Below are 18,346 nucleotides of genomic sequence, written 5' to 3'. Positions count from 1 at the left end.
AGCAGGCGCAGCCCATCAAGGTTGTTCGTGGGTCTGATAACCGCACCCCCCGCCATCGGCTGACGAGGCGCTATGCCTCACCATCGAGTATGGCAGTGCGGATCATTCGCGCGAAAAGCGACCCTCGCTATGCCCTCGAGCGGTCCCGCAAAGGGTTCGGCAAACGCGTCATGCAGTCGGTCGCTTGAGCGTCAGGCGACGCTATGCTCGAGTTAGCCCGGTCCGCCGCGCATCAAAGGTGCTTCGGCGGAAGATGGGGAGTCATGAGGGACAGCAAGATCACTTCGGCGAATCGGGTACTTGCCGATTGCCGATCTCCCCTAGACATCGCCAATGGCCTTGGGGTTCCTGTCCCCGCTCCCTACCAGTGGATGCCCATGCACAGCTCGGCTTTCTCAAATGAAGTCGAGGCTTCCTCATGAGCAAGATCATCTGGGATCGATTGGACGAGGACACTTTCAATAAGTCGGTTGAAGCGCTGCTCGTCGCTGAGTACACCGGCGATGGTCTGCGCGCTCAGGCGATTGATGGTCGTGGCGGCGACGGCGGCATAGACATTGATGTGAGAGTCGGAAGGACCGACCAACTCACGCACATCTTTCAACTGAAGCACTTCCCGGAGGGATTTTCTGGGGGCTTTCGGCCACGTCGCAAACAGATCAAGAAATCCTTCGAGGACGCGATGGAGCATCAGCCGCCGGTCTGGACCTTGGTGTTCCCAAAGAACCCGACCATAAATGAACGCAAGTTTGTATCGAGCATGCGTGGCGATAGGAAAGTCACAATCCGCATCATGGGCGCAGCGGAGCTCGACGGGCTACTTAGCAAACATCCCAACATGGAGACCTACTTAAGTCGGGACGAAGCCGTGGAGGTGCTGCGGGCAGTGAACCGCCCAGAAGCGGCGCTTGCGAAGCCGGGAGACCTCCACGCCGAAATGGCCAGGATCCAGAAGGGGCTCGATGGGCGGAGCCAATACTGGCTGTCAGCAGTCACTATCGGACCTGACGGGACCTACGTCGAAACGCTGCACGCGAAGCGTGAGGACGCGTCCGAGAGAGAACCACTCTCCATCACCATCGAAGCTGAATTCGGGCCGGCCGATGAAAACCTCCGCAAACAGTTCGTAGACAAGCTGAAATATGGCGGCTCCGGAACAACCGTCTTACCGGAGAGAGTCATTAAACAGTTTCGCAAGATCGGCCCTGAATGGTTCGCCGAAACTTCCACGGGCGGGGAACTTCACATCGGCGGTGCAGGAGAGAGTGTCACCGAAACGATAAAGGCCGAGCTCTATGACAAGAAAAGCGTCTTCCTTGCGCAGCTTTCCGGAACAACGAAAGCGATTTTTCGAGGCCACGGAGGGGGCACTATTGAAAACACTTTTCTCGGGGGCTTGGACCTCCGTTGGCGGTTCTCCGACACCTTCGAGGAAGGCGGTAGCGTCGCACTCGAATTCGACCCAGCCGGCGCCACACCACGTGAAGTTCGCCACGCGCTCAGATTCCTCAAGAATCTGCAACCAGATACCGAAATCCGACTAACCGTTGCCGAACACCCGACCATACGTGTCAGTCTCTCTAACTCGATCGACGTCGACCCCGACCACGGGCTTATAGAGCTAGTGGAGGATCTGTGCATCATCGAGGACAAGCTCGACGTGACGTTTCGCTTCCCAGCTGAGGGAGCGGATCACACGGACAGGGTATGGGCACGAGCAGTGGTGAGCATGCTCGCTGGTAAGCCCGTGGCATTGCCCTTTAGAAATTCAATCACCGCCACCCTCTCGGGTACTAAGGATGAAGGGTTCGAGCTCCTGCTAGACAAGGGAGTAGCTATAGTCGTCAGTCATCCCGAGTGGGGATTGGAGATGTTTGGCGCGACCTTGCGCTTGGGAGAGGTCAGGCTTTACACCCATCATGCGATAGTCCCGGATCGCAAAAAAGTTGTCGCGGCCTTCGAGGCCGGAACGGCGACCGGAATGAAGCTGAACCTCCGGCCTGTCGATGGGCAGCCTTTCGTCATGTACGCGACTGCCTACATGAGTACGGATCCGGATGCGGTTGTTAGAACGTACCCGTGGGGGCTAACCGGTATCCCGGAGCACCCCAAGTATGACGCGCTGCCAAACCGCATACGGTCCGCATTCGAGAAGCCATCTAAGTCGCCGGTAAAGCTTAGCTAGGCACGCTGGCAGAACCACGGCCTCCGTGCTTGGCGACTGTAGGCGTCGGAAGGGTAGCCCGACGCACTTGGTCCAGAGGTCATCGTTTTACTATCGGCACACTGTCGCTAATTTAGTCGAGTCCCTGAGGTTTACATTCGCGCCTTTGCAATAGCGATTCCCGCTGAGGGTTCCCCCTACGCGCGTATCGACGCGCCAACAATCCAGGGACCGGCAACAAATCGACATCCTCGCCTCAGGGGTCCGGCGTGACGACCTCTACGTTGACAACGGCATCTCCGCTGCGCTCCGCGCAGCTCGGTGCGCGAGCGTCACGCCCGACTATTGATGTTGAGGCGTGGCGCCTCAAGTCTCCTGGTTATGGCCAGCTGGTCGGGAGGTCACCGCTAGCTACACTCGGGATTACGCCGGGTGTGCCTGGAAGCGCCTGTGGGCTGTCGCCGTCGCGCGCCAAGAATACGATGATTATGTCGCCGACAGATGGCACCTTTCCGGCGCAGTCGGGAATCGAGATTGTGGTCTTAAACCCCACCGCATCACCTTTATAGAGAGTCTGCCCCAAGGTATCGATTGTGACGGCGCGACTAGTTTCATTGACCGAAGTGACTTCAGCGCCATAAACACCATCCGAGGCTTCCAAAGCGTCTTGTGGCGTTGAGTATTCTGAGCAACTACCGGATGCCGTGCAGCCTGTCATAAGAAGTCCAATCAGCACGAGCGACGTCACGCCATGTGCGGTCCGAGTGTCCATCAGCTTCATACCCGCTCCCACCATTTGAAGAATTGGTCCTGAACGTACCAAGCGTTCTACCCCGGCGATACCCCATTAGGAGCACGTCACGAGAAGCGCGCAGCGACATCATTCGCTATATCGAGGGATACTACAACAGATGCCAGGCGGTGAGGTCTTCGCCAGTGGTGAAGTATTCGACGGCTGAGCTCATGAGCACATCCGTACCAAGCCCGCAAGCCGTTCGGCTTGCGGGCGACCCACGGCCTCAAACTGTCTCATAACCGAAGCGCCTCGAAACCCATGCGTTATGAAACTCTCAGGCCCAGCCGGCCTCAAGTGCGCTTTGTCCAAAGTAGGTTGACAAAATATCCGGCTCGCCGATCGCCAGATCTGCGTATTCACCGTGTCCAGGGATGGCAATTTATCCGAACTGGACTGTCACGTGACAGTCAGCGTCGATCTAGAGAGCGGGCGACGACGACGGCTTGGAGGGGGTCGACCTGCTGTTTCTCGGACGTTCGATCGAGACCACACCGCTCGGAAGGTCGCCCGTCGTGAGGGCCTGCGCCAGCGCCAAACGAGCGCCGCCTAGATCATCACGAAGTCGCGCAATCAACAACATCGCCTCATCGAGTTCGCCACGCAGCTGACCGTTGTCCGTTTGCAACCGTTCCATCGTCACAATGGTTTCCACATTGTCAACGCGCGGTGACGCATCCAAGAGCAGCAGCTGTTCGCCCAAGTATCGAGCCCTCCCCGCCTCCAGCTTGGCGACCTTCGCCAAGAGATCTTCGATCTCAGCACGTTGTCGAAGCACCTTGCGCATCAGCGTCGACTTGTCGGCCGAGCGGCCCGCATCCAGGTCGGCCTGGTCGCTCTGAACTAGGAGTTGGGCGGCGGATTGGCGGAGGGTCAGCTGTTTCACTCGGGTGTGGAGCTCGGTGTGGCTATGGATGAACTCGCGAGAGACCCCCGCGGTTCGCGCGACTGCCGCGACCGACACTATGGCGTCCTGATCGGCGAGGGTGTTAATCGCGGCCAGCACGGCTTCTTGTTTGGAAAGCGAGACTCGGGCGTGATGGGCGCGGAGTCCCTCTGTGCTGCTGTTAGTCATCAGGACTCTCGAAGAATCTGTCGCAGGTCGATCCGCCGGCTGGCGGTCGCTCGGCGGCGTATGCCGGCCATGTGGGTGAGCGCACTCTCGATCGCGAGCCGGTCTGGCTCGGGGAGCCCGGCGATGTAAATGTCGATGCCGGCGATGATTCGATCGCAGTCGCTGATGCGGGATGTGTAGTGGTCGATCATGTGGCTGTCGGGAGCGATGATCGAGACCCGCTCGACCTGCGCTTTCAAGTAGAGGCGTTTCGCCGCGAGACCATCTTTTTCGAATGGATCGATGAGGAAGAACGGGCACGATTCGCAAGCGTGCTCCAGAGCGCAGTTGTGTCCGCCCGCTGCGACGTTGCTCGCTTCGGAACAAGTGCCGAGAGAGACGGCGATTTTCCCGAACGCATCGCGTTCCCTGTCGATTACCACCGGTAACCCTAGGAAGTTCAGGCGCCGTGAGGGCAATGCAGAGAGCGCGTGCCGTTGACGTCTGGCTGTGATCCGGAAGTAGCCCATCGTGGTTTCGTAGCTCTTGTGGCCCATCCATCGTTGCAGGTCCTCGGCTTGAAACGTGGATCGACCGTTCTCATCAGTGGCATCCGCATGGCGTTGTGCGAATGCGTGTCGGAAAGCGTAGGGATCGATAGTCGAGAGGTCAAAGTAGATGAGGTTGCCCTCAACCCCTTCCACTTCGCCCGGGAACGGAGCTTCACGCTCGATCACGGAAACGAAGTCGCTCATGCGGTCGACCAGGAAGGAAGCAGATCGCGGCTTGTCCTTGCGGCTTTCGACGGCCGGGAATAGCCAGTCCGATTCGATTTCGTGTTCCTTCTGGATATTCACCCATTCTCGAATTGCATCGTGGACGTCTTGGTGGATCGGCAGCCTGGGCCCAGGCCCGTAAGGGGCCTTCACTCGGTCCCAGTCGAGGTAGGCCTGGCCCGCGCTGTCGTAGCTGATGCAGTCGCGTCGCAGCCGCATAGTCTCGCTTGTACGGCGCCCGCAGCGCTCCTGCATGTAGAGCATCATCTTCGCTTCGAGCGTCCGATAGGGCGTGGTTCGTCTAACGAGATGGAGGTGATCCATCATCCAGTCCACGATTGGTTGAGGAACGAATCGGAATGACTCGTCGCTATCTCTACCGCTTCCGCTTATGGTTCCGGTCGATCGATGACGCGCGGGATCGAGAGTGAAGTTCGCCGGAATCCTCGACCAGATGGGCAGGAATTCGGAGTTGAGCCGAGAGAACGAGAGAACGGCGCGCATAGCGGCGATGTGAGTTCTCTGCGACTGGTCTGATGGCCAGCGGGTCCGTATAGCGGCGACGACGGCGTCGATGTCTTTTCTGCCGAGCGCCGTGGGGGGTGTCCCGCGCTGGCTGAGGATTCGGTCGACCAGGGGCGCGAGCGCAACAGTGTTCTGGACGCGGTTTCTGCCGTGCGGGCCGGCTTCGAGGAGGTAGGAATGGATAGAGTCAGCCCACCAATCCAGACGGAGATGTGTCAGGTCGAAGCTAGCTGTGCGGCTAACTACCTTCACCGAGGGCGTCAGGTCGAGGTCACTGTAAAAGTAGAGCCCTCGGGGGCGGAGCTCGGCACCAAGCCACTCACGCTGAGCTTCGTCGATTCGGACCTGAAGGTCACGGATGAACCCAGCGAAGTTCGTATGGGTTGGTTCAAGCCCGAGCTCTTTTCGTCCCACCACGGTCGCGGTGTTAGAGCGTCTTAATGCTTGGTAGGCGGTGCGGAGCATGAGCGGGAGCATCTGAGTTTGGGCGTCGACGTCGCGTTGCTGGACGGCGAATAGCAGCTCGAGCCGAACGGTGGGGTTCAGCAAGTGGAATGGTGTCGCACCGAGTTCCGCATAGGAAGACGTTGCCTCAGAGTCGAGGGGCACTTCAAAATGATTGTTGAGCCAGAATTCAACGGAGTCGTCGTCGGAGGAAGGCTTTGGTAGCCGCTTTCGCCATTTCCGCCAAGTGCCCTCGTGCGGGTCGCAGAGGCCGCTGGAGTTGTGCGCATCGTGATGACACACCAGAGCAACGCAGCGCGGACGCGGAGGGAGTGGCTTTGGGTTGCGGTCCGCGATCCAGGCCTCTTTTGACTCTTCGCCGGTCTTCTTCCGCCATTGCCAAAACCCACTTCGGTGGGTGGAGCAAAGCCCGGTGGTGAGGGCTGTGCGCTGGCAGTCCAAAATTCCGCAGTCCATCACCCGAGCGTGGCGCACTCGTGGGATCGCAAGCCAAGCATCCAGATCGAACTGTGCACCAGCAATGTCTTTCGCTGCTTTTCGTTCGTTGAAGCAAATCGGGCACAGCTTTGACTGAACTCGCACGTCGCAGCCCGCTTTCGAGCATCGCGATAGAAAGGTGCTCGGATCATCGGGGTCGGGCACGTAAAGCAGTGTCTCGGGGTCGAATTCGCCAGGTCGCCAATCGAGCCGAATGCGCGACTGTAAGTAATCCGTCCACGACAAGCGCGGCCTCGGATTCGGGTGGTTGTCGAGCGGTGGGGCAACTGCAAGATCGGTCACGTCAATCGGCTTTCATGTCGAATCGGCGGGAAGGAAGGGTCATGAGCGCCTGCAGCTTCGCGGCCTCCATGTCGTGCGTGTAGACCTTCGTCGAATCCGCGCTGCGGTGTCCGAGTAGGGCTTGAATAACGGGAGCCGGCTGAGGCTCGCAATCGATACCGCGAGCTAGGCGGGTGGCGAACGTGTGCCGCAGCATATGTGGCCCGGTCAGCGGGAATCCGATCTCGCGCCCGCACCGCTTCACGAGGCTAAGAACCCTCGAATACTTCATGGCATCACCCTGGCTATCACTGGAGGTGTAGAGGTTCACAAGCATGTGCGGCGACGAATCACGACTCCCGAGGATCGCATCGCGCTCGATGACGTAGTCGATGTATGAGTCCACGAGGTGCTGCCGGGTGTACAGCGTGCGGGCCTGTCCCTTTGCGCGAGCGCCGTTGGTGACCGGGTTGTTCATCCGCACGTGAAAGTGCGGATCTCGCAAAGCACAGCCTGAGCTCTTGCTGCCTCCGCCGAGATGCATATCACGGGTGAACAGTGACAGTGCCTCGCCGGAACGTACCCCAGTGAAGTACATGAGATCGATCAAGAACCTGTCGCGTTTTCGCAGGGTGAGCTCTTCCAACCTTTCACGAGGTCCGGCTTCGCTGATCCATTCCTTGCCCAAGTCATCCGTTGAGTCGTGCCGGCTAATCAGACGAGGTGAAGTGACCCGGCGCCTACTTCCATGCTCGCCGCCGCCTGCCGTACCGGCCGCGTAATATTTCACCTCCGACATCTGAGGTACGACCCGGGACGTGATTAGATCCCGACTATCGGCCCACTCATAGAACGCACGCAGTGCGACAAAGGAGATGTCGACCGAGCGTGGTTTCAGGGCTCCATCGGCCGAGAGGGCTCGCCGCCACAGGACCATGTGAGCTAGGGAAGCAGCCCGCCAATCGACCACTGGCGATGTCCAGCTGAGGTAGGCAGCAACGCGACGGCCATAGCTCTTGATCGTGTTGGGTGATCGACCGAGATCCGCGAGCGACGTGAGCCAGGAGGACGCGATATGGAGATCGTCATTTCGGTCGAGGATCACGTAGCGATTAGCTCCGTCAGGGAGAGTCGCGACGTCCAAGTGGTAAGGATGAGCATCTCGCATCGTCCGACCGTAGCGTGCGGCGCCGACATCCGTCATCGACCGGGCCGATATTCATCGGTGCTGACTGTTGATGACGCCTCTTAAGGATGGCTAGATAACGTCGGGCAGGGAGGCGTCGACGAAGGGCGACGAGAGGTCGACGCGGCGGCCGGAGGCCTGCAGCATCCGCTCGACCAGGTCGCGCACGTCCTGCTCGGCGAGCAACAAAGTCGTGAGCTCTGGCACGCCGTCGCGCGCCACGAATACTCGGGCCGGACCATTGATCCAAATTTCTTCGATCTCCGGATCGTCGAGAAACGGCTGCAGCACGCCGAAGCCGGTGAGCGCTGCCACAACCTCGCGGGCGGCCTGGTGCTCGTCAGCGATCATTGGGGCGAGCCCGCCTAGCGCCCGCTCACTGTAGCGGCGCAGTTCGTCGCGCACATACTGCTCCACCAGGGTGTTGTTCGCTGCCAGGTCGACGCCTTCACGGCGCACCCGCATTCGCACTTGCTCTGTGATGATACGAACGGCTTCGGTCATCCCCGAATGATGGCCTGTTTTAAGAATTCTCGGGCAAGTTATGCACAGGGCTTGTTTTTCTGTTCCCTGAACAGCAAAAATAATCGCAACGGATGTCGGGCATCCGTTGCGATCATCCGTCAGGGCCAGCCTGGCCGGTGCAGTATGCCGACTCAGCGTCAGCGGGCCGACCAGCCGCCGTCCATCGTGTAGCTCGAACCGGTGACCATGGCGGCGTCGTCGGAGGCGAGCCAGGCCACGAGCGAGCCGACCTCGGCCGGTTCCACCAGCCGCTTGATCGCGCTCTCGGTGAGCATGATCTTGCTGAGCACTTCGGCCTCCGGAATACCGTGCACGAGCGCCTGGTCGGTGATCTGCTTTTCGACCAGGGGCGTGCGTACATAGCCCGGAGCCACACAGTTGCTCGTAACCCCGTGGGCGCCGCCCTCGAGCGCGGTCACCTTGGACAGGCCCTCGAGCCCGTGCTTGGCCGTCACGTAGGCGCTCTTGAACGGCGAGGCGCGAATGCCGTGCACCGACGATACGTTGATGATGCGTCCGAAGTTGGCCGCGTACATCTGCGGCAGCACTGCCCGAATCAGCAGGAACGGCGCCTCCAGCATGAGGGTCAGAATATTGTGAAAATCGGCCGGCGCAAAGGACTGGATCGGATTGATCCGTTGGATTCCGGCGTTGTTGACCAGAATGTCGACGCCGTTCAGCGCCGTGGCCAGGGCCTCGTCGCTGAGGGCCTCGGTGTCCATCAGGTTGACGGTCCAGATCGACCCGCCCACCTCCTCGGCCAGTGCCGTAGCACCAGCCGTGTCGATGTCGGCAACGACGACGTGCGCGCCGCGGGCGGCGAGCGCCCGCACGACGGCGGCGCCGATGCCGCTCGCACCGCCCGTGACCAGGGCGCGACGCCCCGCGAGGGGCTGTTCGGCGGTGGGAATAGCGCTGACGCTGACGGCGTCGGTGAGATCAGTCATGATGTTCCTTAGATTGCACGATCGCTGCACGGGGCGGGTCGGCGAGAGGCGGGGCACCAACGGCGCCCCGCCTCTCTGACCGGGCTTACACGAGCCGGGTCAGTTGCCGGTACTCACGGGCTCGAGCCCGTGCTTGCGGGCGTCCACGGCGTCGACCTCGCGCAGCGACACTCCCTTGGTCTCCTTGAGAGTGACTACGGCGACCACCGTGATCGCGCAGGCGACCATGATGTAGATGGCAACCGGAACCCAGGTGTTGTACTGCTGCAGAAGGGCGGCCGCGATGATCGGCGCCATGGAGCCGGCCAGAATCGACGTGACCTGGTAGCCGAGCGACACCCCCGAATAACGCATGCGGGTCGGGAACATCTCCGCCATAATGGCGGGCTGGCCCGCGTACATCAGGGCGTGGAAGCACAAGCCCACCGTGACGGCGAGAATGATGAGCACGGGGTTCAGCGTGTCGAACATCGGGAAGGCGAAGAACGCCCAGGTGGCACCGAGCACAGCACCGGCCAGGTAGACGGGCTTGCGGCCGATGCGGTCGGAAAGCCGGCCGACCTGCGGAATCACGATGAAGTGCACGACGTGCGCGATGAGCAGGGCGATCAGCAACTGCCCCGTGTCGTATTCGTGCACGGTCTTCAGGTAGACGATCGTGAAACTCACGATGATGTAATACAGGATGTTCTCGGCGAACCGCAGCCCCATGGCTCCGAGGATACCCTTCGGGTACTTGCGCACGACCTCGAGCACGCCGTAGTTGACGGCCTTCTCTGCTTCGACCTGTGCGCGGGCCTCGAGAAAGATCGGGGCTTCGCTGACATGGGTGCGAATGTAGTAACCGATCACGACGATGATCGCAGAGAGCCAGAAGGCCACACGCCAGCCCCAGCTGAGGAACTGCTCGGGCGGAAGGATCCACGTCATAGTGAGCAGCACGAGCGTGGCGAGCAGGTTGCCCAACGGAACGGCGGCCTGCGGCCAGCTCGACCAGAAACCGCGGGACTGGTTCGGGCTGTGCTCGGCGACCAGGAGAACGGCGCCGCCCCACTCACCACCGACGGCGAAGCCCTGGATGAAGCGGAGGGCCACGAGCAGCGCCGGAGCCCAGTAGCCGATGGTGTCGAAGCCGGGCAGGCAGCCCATCAGGAAGGTGGCGGCACCGACCATGATGATCGTCACCTGCAGGGTGTGCTTGCGTCCGAGCTTGTCCCCGATCTGACCGAAGACGATGCCACCAAGCGGGCGGGCGATGAATCCAACAGCATAGGTGAGGAACGCGGCGATGATGCCGTCAAGCTCACTGCCGGCGTTAGGAAAAAAGACCGTGCCGAAAACCAGGCTGGCGGCAGTCGCGTAGAGGAAGAACTCGTACCATTCCACGACCGTGCCGACCATGGAAGCGGCGACAATCTTCTTGAGGCCGGATTTCTCGGTTTCGCTGCCAGCGGTGCGCGTGGCCTTGCCGGAACCGGCAGCCCCAACGCGTTGATTGACACTCATTGTCTGTCTCCTTTGTGTCGTCAATGACACGTACTTGGCGTGAGGTGTGCGGGAAGAATTCGGTCGTCTACAACAGAAGCACGACTTGACTGAGTATTCACGCACGACGGGCGGGCAACAAGAGCCAAAACGACAGAACGCATGTGCATAATTGCAGATATGACCTTTCCAGCGATCGGTACCGCTCCCAATCCCGACGATCTGCTCATCTTTCTGGCCGTCGCCCGCACCGGCCGGTTCACCACCGCGGCGGAGAGCCTGGGCCTGAACCACACCACCGTGTCGCGGCGCATCGCGGCCCTCGAAAAGGCCCTCGACGGTCGTCTGCTGGCGCGCGCCGTCGGCGGCTGGGAGCTGACCGAGCTCGGAGAACGCGCACGCACCGCGGCCGAGGGAGTGGAATCCGCCGTCACCCTGCTGCGTGGCTCCGACAGTGAAGCCCAACAGATCTCGGGGGTGGTGCGCATGTCGGCGACGGACGGCTTCAGCGCTTACATCGCGGCTCCGGCCGTGGCAACCCTGCAGCGACGGCATCCGCTGTTGCGGGTAGAAATCGTCACCGTCACCCGCCGCGCCCTGCAGCACCGTTCGGGGCTGGACATCGAGATCGTCGTCGGTGAACCCCAGGTGCACCGGGCCGAGTCCATTCTGCTCGGCTACTACAACCTCGGAATGTACGCCTCACGCCAGTACCTGAAGACCCACGGCACACCGACCACCATCACCGAGCTGACCGAGCATCCGCTGGTCTATTTTGTGGATTCGATGCTTCAGGTCGACGACCTCGACGCCCCCCGGCGGCTCGTCCCGCAGATGCGGGAGTCGCTCAGCTCCACCAACGTGTTCGTGCATGTCGAGGGAACCAGGGCCGGCGCCGGAATCGGATTCCTACCCTGCTTCATGGCCGATCAGCACAGTGATCTAGTGCGCCTGCTGCCGGAAGATTTTCAGGAACGACTGCCGTACTGGATGGTCCTCCGCACCGAGTCACTGCGGCTGCCGGCGGTGGCGGCGCTCGTCGCTGCGCTCCGCGCCCAGATGGAGTCCTATGCGGCAGCGCTGCTCGGCAACGACCCCACCATCTAGACTAGGAACACACCCGCGGGAGTGGTGGAATTGGCAGACACGCAGGATTTAGGTTCCTGTGCTTTCGAGCGTGGGGGTTCAAGTCCCCTCTCCCGCACATGGTCCCTATTTCAGCACTCGACAGCACGTTGAACGACGTACTCTCACATACGGGCGCCGTTCTGTTCTACCTGCTCATTTGGGGTCTGGTCTTCGCCGGAACAGCACTTTTTCTGGGCGTGTTCATTCCGTTCATCACCGGTGACTCGCTGTTGTTCGGTTCCGGCCTCGTGGCCGCTTCCACGGGCAACATCAACATCGTGATCCTGGTCATCGGCACCGGCATCGCGGCGTTCCTCGGCGACCAGGTAGGGTTTCTGCTCGGTCGTCGCTACGGGCGCGGCTACCTCGAACGTCACGGCGGTCGACGTACCCAGTCCGCGATCATCAAAACCGAATCCTTTTACCGCAAGTTCGGCTGGTGGTCGGTGGTCATCGCCCGATTCATGCCGTGGGCTCGGGTCTTCGTTCCGGTGGTCGCCGGCGTCGGCCGCATGAATTACTACAAATTTCTCACCAGCAATCTGCTCGGAGCACTCTCCTGGGGCGTCGGGCTCACCCTCACCGGCTATTACGCGGCGACGATCCCCGGCGTCAAGAGTGCGGCGTACATTATCGCGGGCGTGCTCATCACGGCGTCGATCGTGGTCGGGTTTCGCACCTGGCGCATCGACCGCGCCCAGCGTAAAGCGGATGCCACGGCCAGAGACCTCGAAATCAGCCCCCCAGTCGGCTGACCTACCCCCTGTTTCAGGGGGTGGCGGCCCGGCATTTTCTCACCATGAGGCGATACCCTGTGTCTCGGCATCCGCCGTCGTTACCCGAACGTCTGCCCCCCGCCGACTGGAGTTCCCCGCGTGATTCACACCGCACTGATTCCCTGGCTCGACCCGACGCACATCATCGAGTCGGCCGGCCCCTGGGCCCTGCTCGTCGTCTGCGCGATCGTCTTTGCCGAGACCGGCCTCCTGGTCGGGTTTCTGCTGCCGGGCGACACCCTGCTGGTCATCACAGGACTGCTCGCCTTTCCCGCCGCCGGCGTCATCCGGATCGACATCTGGTGGGTGGCGCTGGCAATCGGCTTCGCGGCCTTCCTCGGCGGTGAGGTGGGCTATCTGATCGGGCATAAATTCGGTCCCCGCGTCTTTGAACGCAAGGAATCCGGCCTGTTCAGCATCAAGAACGTAGACCGCACGAACGCATTCTTCGTGCGATTCGGCGGCGTCGCCGTCATCGTCGCCCGGTTCGTACCGATCGTGCGCACTTTTGCACCGGTCGCCGCCGGCGTCGGCCACATGGACTACCGTAAATACACCCTATACAACTTGATCGGTGCACTGCTCTGGGGCGCCGGCCTCACCTTCGGCGGATACTTCCTGGGCTACATTCCACCGGTGGCCGAATTCGTCACGAAGTACATCGACCTGATCCTGCTCGGCGCAGTGGTCGTCACCCTCATCCCCACGGTGTACCACTACGTGCTTTCCGTCGTGAAGGCCCGCCGGCTGCGCGGCCAGCCCACGAGCGAGACCGGCAGCCACCTGCTCGACCCCGAGACGTTCAAGACCAACCACAACGGACGCCACGAGGGCTGATCCGAACCTGATCGCCAGCAACTCAACGGTGCTGGTGGTCTTCGTGCTCGGCATGCTCGGCCGGTTCCATCTGAAACGTCGAGTGCGCCACGTCGAAGTGTGTGCTGAGGCATCCGGACAGCTCATCGAGCAGAGCGTCAGTGCCGCGTGCGAGCACCGTCGCCTCCACGACGATGTGTGCGGTGAACACATGGGCTCCGCTGGTGATGGCCCAGACATGCACATCGTGCACGGCGACCACACCGGCAGTGCCGAGGAGATGGCGTCGAATCTCGGAAATATCCGTGTCGGCCGGCGTCGATTGGCTGAACACGCGCACCACGTCACGAAGCAGCACAAAGGCGCGCGGCACGATCATGGCGGCGATGACCAGCGAGGCGACGGCATCCGCCCCGGTAAAACCGGTCAGGAGGATGACGATGGCCGCGACGATCACGGCGACCGACCCGAGCGCGTCCCCGAGTACCTCGAGGTAGGCGCCGCGCATGTTGATCGACCCAGCGGCCGCCGGGCGCAGCAGCATTATTCCGGCGATGTTCGCCGCCAGCCCGATGATGGCGACGATGAGCATGGGAGTGGGCAGCACCGTGCTCTCGCTCGGACTAATGAGGCGCGCGATCGCGGCGACCGAAACGGCGCCGGCCACGCCGAGCAGAATCAGACCGTTGATCAGCGCGCCGAACACCTCGGCCCGTTGAAAGCCAAAGGTGGCCCGGTCGGTCGCCGGACGTGCCGCGACCACGGTAGCGGTCAGAGCGACGATGAGCCCGAACAGGTCGGAGAGCATGTGGCCAGCATCGGCCAGCAGCGCGAGCGATCCGGTCAGAGCGGCACCGATCACTTCGAGCAGCAGCACGGACGCCACGATGCCGATGGCGAGGGTCAGTCGCCGCCTGTTCGAGCCGGTGCCGTGCGCGTGATCGTGGCCCATGGCTCAAGATTAGGGCGGGGAGAGGCCGGTCGCCAGCCGCTGGGCTAGTTGGGAATGAATGCCGTTCTCAGCACGCTAGGCCTGACCGAGAACCTCGCGCAGCACCGGTACGAGACCCTCCAACGCGATCGCCCGATGACTGACCTGGTTCTTCACGTGGGCCGACAACTCGGCGGCCGAAATGGCGTAGCCCTCGGGCAGAAAGATCGAGTCGTAGCCGAACCCGTTGGCGCCGGCCGGTTCGAACAGAAGCTGCCCCGGCCATTCGCCGGTCACGGCCCGCTCGGTACCGTCGGGCAGGGCGAGGGCGGCCACACAGGTAAAGTGGGCGTCGCGGTGTTCCTCGGGAACGTCACTAAGCTGCCAGAGCAGCAGGCGCAGGTTCTCGCCGGCGTCCTTGGCTGGCCCCGACCAACGCGCCGAGAAGATTCCGGGTGCCCCGCCGAGAATGTCGACGCAGATGCCCGAGTCGTCAGCGATCGCCGGCAGTCCGGTGTGCGCTGCGGCGGCACGAGCCTTGATCAGGGCATTTTCGGTGAAGCTGATGCCGTCCTCGACCGGTTCGGGGCCGTCATAGGCGAGCACCTCCACACCGGGAAGTTGCGGGGCCAGAATGCGCCGAAGTTCCTCGACCTTATGGGCGTTGTGGGTGGCCAGAACGATCTGCACGGTCAGTTCACCAGCGCGCTGGTCTGGAATTCGGTCAGGGTGACGGCGCCCTTCAGTGCGAGGTCGAGCAGAGTGTCGAGCTCGCTGCGGTCGAACGGCGCAGCCTCGGCGGTACCCTGCACCTCGACGAACTTGCCGCGCCCGGTGACGACGACGTTCATGTCGGTGTCGGCGCGCACGTCTTCGGTGTAAGCGAGGTCGAGCATGGGCACCCCGCCGATGATGCCGACGGACACGGCCGAGACACTGTCAATGAGCGGCTGCGCCTTCTGCGAGATGAACTTCTTGGTGCGTCCCCACTCGAGGGCGTCGGCGAGGGCTACATAGGCGCCGGTAATGGCTGCGGTGCGGGTCCCGCCATCGGCCTGAAGAACGTCGCAGTCGAGCACGAGGGTGTTCTCGCCGAGCGCCTTCATGTCAACGACGGCGCGCAGGCTGCGGCCGATCAGGCGGCTGATCTCGTGGGTGCGACCGCCGATCTTGCCCTTGACCGATTCGCGGTCCATGCGGCTGTTGGTCGAACGCGGCAGCATCGAGTACTCAGCGGTGACCCAGCCCTTGCCCTTGCCGCTCATCCAGCGCGGAACGCCGTTGGTGAACGACGCCGTGCAGAGCACCTTGGTGCGGCCGTAGGAGATCAAGGCCGATCCTTCGGCCTGGTCGCTCCAGCCACGCTCGATCGTGATCGGGCGCAGTTCGTCGTTGCTGCGCCCGTCGGCGCGCAGGGTTTCGGTCACGGTGTACTCCTAATGTTTCGGGTGTAGTGGGGACTGTGGGGGCAGGCCACTGGCTACTGCCAGCTCGGCGAGGTTGAGCGTGCCGGTCTCGATCAGGTCGACCCGGCTGACCTCCGGCCCGATCAGGCGATGGGCGAGGGCCAGAAAGTCCTCGGCGCTGTCGCCGGTAGCCTCGTACCGGTAGCTGGGCGGGCTGGTGCGTGAACGTTCCAGGCCTTGGCTCACGAGCACCCGATAGACGTCATTGGCCGTTTCGGTGTCGCTTGAGACGAGGGTGACGCCCTCCCCCATCACGTAGGAGATGGCGCCGCGCAGAAAGGGATAGTGGGTGCAGCCGAGCACGAGGGTGTCGACCTGCGCTGCGCGGAGCGGCGCGAGGTATTCCTCGGCGACGGCGAGTACCTCGTCACCGGTCGTGACTCCGGCCTCGACGAACTCGACGAAGCGCGGGCAGGCCTGGCTAAACAGGGTGATCTGGGGCGCGGCGGCAAAGGCATCATTGTAGGCGCGCGAGTTGACGGTGCCGAGGGTGCCGATGACCCCCACGCGCTGGTTGCGAGTGGTGGCGACGGCGCGGCGCACAGCGGGCTGAATAACCTCGATCACGGGCACGCTGTAGCGTTCGCGGGCATCCCGCAGCATCGCTGCTGACGCGGTGTTGCAGGCGATCACGAGCAGTTTCACGTCGTGCGCCACGAGATCGTCGAGCACGTCGAGGGCGAATCCCCGCACGTCGGCGATCTTCTTCGGCCCGTACGGCGAGTGGGCCGTGTCACCGATATACAGAATGGATTCGTTGGGTAACTGGTCCTTGATCGCCCGGGCGACGGTCAGGCCGCCCACTCCGGAATCGAAAATACCAATCGGTGCATCCGTCACGGAGATCAAGCCTAGCCCGACCAAGCGGATAAGCTGTGCCGGGTGACCCCGTCCCCCGCGTTCCTCGCTCCAGCACACCGTGGCCCAGCCGGCCTCACACCAGCACTGCGCACCGATCGGTACGAGCTCACCATGGTGGATGCCGCCATCCAGAGCGGCACCGCCGATCGTGCCTGCATGTTCGAGGCCTTCGCCCGCCGCCTGCCAGCCGGTCGCCGCTACGGCATCGTTGCCGGCACCGGTCGCCTGCTCGAGCTGATTCGTCAGTTTCGCTTCGACACCGACGAGCTGACCTGGCTCGCCGAGAACTCGGTCGTACGCACTCCCACCCTCGACTATCTGGCCGATTATTCCTTCAGCGGTAATGTCTGGGGCTACCAAGAGGGTGAAGCCTATTTTCCCGGATCGCCCCTCCTACTGGTGGAGAGCACCTTCGCCGAGGGCGTCATTCTGGAGACCCTCATTCTCAGTGTGCTCAACTACGACATCTCCGTTGCCAGCGCCGCCGCGCGCATGGTCTCGGTGAGCCTCGGCCGCCCGATCGCCGAGATGGGATCCCGGCGCACCAACGAGCACTCGGCGGTCGCCGCCGCCCGCGCCGCTTTCATCGCCGGCTTCGCATCGACCAGCAATCTGGAGGCCGGCCGCCAGTGGGGTCTGCCGACCATGGGTACCGCGGCCCACTCGTTCATTTTGCTGCACGACAGCGAGGAGGAAGCGTTCCAGGCGCAAGTGGATGCCTTTGGTTCCGCCACGACACTTCTCGTTGACACCTACGATGTACCGGCCGGCATCGCCCTGGCGGTCAAAATCGCCGGGCCGGACCTCGGCTCGATTCGCATCGACTCTGGCGATCTGCCCACCGTCGTTGCCGCAGCACGCGCGCAGCTCGACGCACTCGGCGCGGTCAACACGAAGATCACGGTCACCAGCGACCTCGACGAATTCGCCATCGCGGCCCTGTCCGCCAGTCCGGTGGACGCCTTCGGCGTCGGTACCTCCGTCGTCACCGGGTCGGGCGAACCGGCCGCCGGCCTGGTCTACAAGCTGGTCGCGCACAAGGGCCACGGCGACGACTGGATCTCCGTCGCGAAAACGTCGACCGCGAAGCTCTCCATCGGCGGCCGAAAGAATGCACTCCGCCGAGTGGATGCCGTCGGTACCGCCCAGGAAGAAATCGTGCTGCTCGGCGACGGCCCCGGTAGCCCGTCCGACTCCGGCAGCGGCCTGGAGCGGGCGCTGCTGGTTCCGCTGATCCAGGACGGCCGTGTCGACGAACGGTACCTGGGAGCAGCCGGAACGCTGCGCGCACGCGCACACAACGCATCCGTTATGCAGGAACTGCCAATCGAGGCTTTTCGATTGGGGCGCGGCGAAGCCGTTATACCCACCTCATACCGCTAGCCGCGGAGCTACTTGTCCTTCATCTTCTCGTAGATGGCCTTGCAGGTCGGGCACACCGGAAACTTCTCCGGGTCACGGCCCGGTAGCCATTTCTTGCCGCACAGGGCTTTGACCGGCTTGCCCGAAATGGCAGATTCGAGAATCTTGTCTTTCGGGACGTAGTGCGAGAACCGTTCGTGATCGCCGGGCTCGATCTGCTCCTGGTTCAGGAGTTCTTCGAGCTCACGGTCGAGCGTGGACGTTCCGCCGCCGGGCTGGCCGGGTTCTGCAATGCTCGCACGAATTTCAGTCATGGGAACAGTCTAA

17 protein-coding genes and 1 tRNA gene are annotated in these 18,346 nt (G+C 62.4%); 6 read left to right on the top strand and 12 right to left on the bottom strand.

What is annotated here, in order from left to right:
- The first annotated feature begins 418 nt into the window (after nt 1-418).
- A complete protein-coding gene (locus E3T35_RS12485; protein WP_134346491.1) occupies nt 419-2,185 on the top strand; it encodes a hypothetical protein in 1,767 nt (588 codons plus the stop codon).
- Between the two features lie 358 nt (nt 2,186-2,543).
- On the opposite strand, the gene E3T35_RS12480 is transcribed toward E3T35_RS12485, so the two are convergent.
- From E3T35_RS12480 to E3T35_RS12450, 7 genes are all read right to left on the bottom strand, one after another.
- A complete protein-coding gene (locus E3T35_RS12480; protein ID WP_134346492.1) occupies nt 2,544-2,945 on the bottom strand; it encodes a hypothetical protein in 402 nt (133 codons plus the stop codon).
- Nucleotides 2,946-3,378: 433 nt separating this feature from the next.
- Nucleotides 3,379-4,032, bottom strand: a complete 654-nt coding sequence (locus E3T35_RS12475) for a DUF6262 family protein (protein WP_035879849.1) — start codon at nt 4,030-4,032, stop codon at nt 3,379-3,381.
- A complete protein-coding gene (locus E3T35_RS12470; protein ID WP_134346493.1) occupies nt 4,032-6,557 on the bottom strand; it encodes a tyrosine-type recombinase/integrase in 2,526 nt (841 codons plus the stop codon). Before E3T35_RS12470 ends, E3T35_RS12475 begins: the two co-directional genes overlap by 1 nt.
- 1 nt (nt 6,558) lies before the next feature.
- Nucleotides 6,559-7,641 carry a tyrosine-type recombinase/integrase gene (locus tag E3T35_RS12465; RefSeq protein WP_166789936.1) on the bottom strand — a complete coding sequence of 361 codons (1,083 nt, stop codon included), beginning with the start codon at nt 7,639-7,641 and terminating at the stop codon, nt 6,559-6,561.
- 153 nt (nt 7,642-7,794) lie between these two features.
- Complete coding sequence (locus E3T35_RS12460; protein ID WP_134379353.1) at nt 7,795-8,226, bottom strand: Flp pilus assembly complex ATPase component TadA; 432 nt, start codon at nt 8,224-8,226, stop codon at nt 7,795-7,797.
- A gap of 158 nt (nt 8,227-8,384) precedes the next feature.
- On the bottom strand, nt 8,385-9,194 hold the full coding sequence (locus E3T35_RS12455) for a 3-hydroxybutyrate dehydrogenase (RefSeq protein WP_134379351.1): 810 nt from the start codon (nt 9,192-9,194) through the stop codon (nt 8,385-8,387).
- A 99-nt stretch (nt 9,195-9,293) separates the two neighbouring features.
- Entirely contained in the window at nt 9,294-10,700 is a 1,407-nt protein-coding gene (locus E3T35_RS12450) for an MFS transporter (protein WP_134379349.1), read from the bottom strand.
- Between the two features lie 159 nt (nt 10,701-10,859).
- On the opposite strand from E3T35_RS12450, the gene E3T35_RS12445 reads away from it, so the two are divergent.
- The 4 genes from E3T35_RS12445 (at nt 10,860) to E3T35_RS12430 (ending at nt 13,420) form a co-directional block, all read left to right on the top strand.
- The gene (locus tag E3T35_RS12445; RefSeq protein ID WP_134379347.1) at nt 10,860-11,786 is read left to right on the top strand and encodes a LysR family transcriptional regulator; all 927 of its coding nucleotides are present in this window, start codon (nt 10,860-10,862) and stop codon (nt 11,784-11,786) included.
- Nucleotides 11,787-11,801: 15 nt separating this feature from the next.
- Nucleotides 11,802-11,883, top strand: a tRNA-Leu gene (locus E3T35_RS12440).
- Nucleotide 11,884: 1 nt separating this feature from the next.
- On the top strand, nt 11,885-12,562 hold the full coding sequence (locus tag E3T35_RS12435; protein ID WP_134379345.1) for a DedA family protein: 678 nt from the start codon (nt 11,885-11,887) through the stop codon (nt 12,560-12,562).
- Between the two features lie 123 nt (nt 12,563-12,685).
- Nucleotides 12,686-13,420 (top strand): DedA family protein, encoded by a 735-nt coding sequence (locus tag E3T35_RS12430; protein ID WP_174776437.1) that lies wholly within the window; start codon nt 12,686-12,688, stop codon nt 13,418-13,420.
- Between the two features lie 22 nt (nt 13,421-13,442).
- Here E3T35_RS12430 and E3T35_RS12425 read toward each other — a convergent pair whose 3' ends face one another.
- From E3T35_RS12425 to murI, 4 genes are all read right to left on the bottom strand, one after another.
- Nucleotides 13,443-14,351, bottom strand: coding sequence for a cation diffusion facilitator family transporter (locus tag E3T35_RS12425; RefSeq protein WP_134379343.1), 909 nt, complete (start codon nt 14,349-14,351; stop codon nt 13,443-13,445).
- A 75-nt stretch (nt 14,352-14,426) separates the two neighbouring features.
- Nucleotides 14,427-15,026 (bottom strand): RdgB/HAM1 family non-canonical purine NTP pyrophosphatase, encoded by a 600-nt coding sequence (rdgB, locus tag E3T35_RS12420; RefSeq protein WP_134379341.1) that lies wholly within the window; start codon nt 15,024-15,026, stop codon nt 14,427-14,429.
- Entirely contained in the window at nt 15,023-15,757 is a 735-nt protein-coding gene (rph, locus tag E3T35_RS12415; RefSeq protein ID WP_134346478.1) for a ribonuclease PH, read from the bottom strand. Before rph ends, rdgB begins: the two co-directional genes overlap by 4 nt.
- Nucleotides 15,758-15,766: 9 nt before the next feature.
- Nucleotides 15,767-16,636, bottom strand: a complete 870-nt coding sequence (gene murI / locus E3T35_RS12410; RefSeq protein ID WP_134346477.1) for a glutamate racemase — start codon at nt 16,634-16,636, stop codon at nt 15,767-15,769.
- 42 nt (nt 16,637-16,678) lie between these two features.
- On the opposite strand from murI, the gene E3T35_RS12405 reads away from it, so the two are divergent.
- Nucleotides 16,679-18,040, top strand: a complete 1,362-nt coding sequence (locus E3T35_RS12405) for a nicotinate phosphoribosyltransferase (RefSeq protein ID WP_255410036.1) — start codon at nt 16,679-16,681, stop codon at nt 18,038-18,040.
- Between the two features lie 8 nt (nt 18,041-18,048).
- Here E3T35_RS12405 and E3T35_RS12400 read toward each other — a convergent pair whose 3' ends face one another.
- Entirely contained in the window at nt 18,049-18,333 is a 285-nt protein-coding gene (locus E3T35_RS12400) for a DUF3039 domain-containing protein (RefSeq protein ID WP_134346476.1), read from the bottom strand.
- Nucleotides 18,334-18,346: the final 13 nt, after the last annotated feature.

Source organism: Cryobacterium sp. TMT1-2-2 (genome assembly GCF_004403505.1).
GTDB lineage: Bacteria > Actinomycetota > Actinomycetes > Actinomycetales > Microbacteriaceae > Cryobacterium > Cryobacterium flavum.
The sequence above is the reverse complement of the archived record's forward strand: the minus strand, read 5'-3'. Positions and strand labels throughout refer to the sequence as shown.

Bases quoted from the DNA above. Each gene is read 5' to 3' on its own strand.
- E3T35_RS12485 (WP_134346491.1), top strand. From the start codon at position 419: ATGAGCAAGATCATCTGGGATCGATTGGACGAGGACACTTTCAATAAG.
- E3T35_RS12480 (WP_134346492.1), bottom strand. From the start codon at position 2,945: ATGAAGCTGATGGACACTCGGACCGCACATGGCGTGACGTCGCTCGTG.
- E3T35_RS12475 (WP_035879849.1), bottom strand. From the start codon at position 4,032: ATGACTAACAGCAGCACAGAGGGACTCCGCGCCCATCACGCCCGAGTC.
- E3T35_RS12460 (WP_134379353.1), bottom strand. From the start codon at position 8,226: ATGACCGAAGCCGTTCGTATCATCACAGAGCAAGTGCGAATGCGGGTG.
- E3T35_RS12455 (WP_134379351.1), bottom strand. From the start codon at position 9,194: ATGACTGATCTCACCGACGCCGTCAGCGTCAGCGCTATTCCCACCGCC.
- E3T35_RS12450 (WP_134379349.1), bottom strand. From the start codon at position 10,700: ATGAGTGTCAATCAACGCGTTGGGGCTGCCGGTTCCGGCAAGGCCACG.
- E3T35_RS12445 (WP_134379347.1), top strand. From the start codon at position 10,860: ATGACCTTTCCAGCGATCGGTACCGCTCCCAATCCCGACGATCTGCTC.
- E3T35_RS12435 (WP_134379345.1), top strand. From the start codon at position 11,885: ATGGTCCCTATTTCAGCACTCGACAGCACGTTGAACGACGTACTCTCA.
- E3T35_RS12425 (WP_134379343.1), bottom strand. From the start codon at position 14,351: ATGGGCCACGATCACGCGCACGGCACCGGCTCGAACAGGCGGCGACTG.
- E3T35_RS12400 (WP_134346476.1), bottom strand. From the start codon at position 18,333: ATGACTGAAATTCGTGCGAGCATTGCAGAACCCGGCCAGCCCGGCGGC.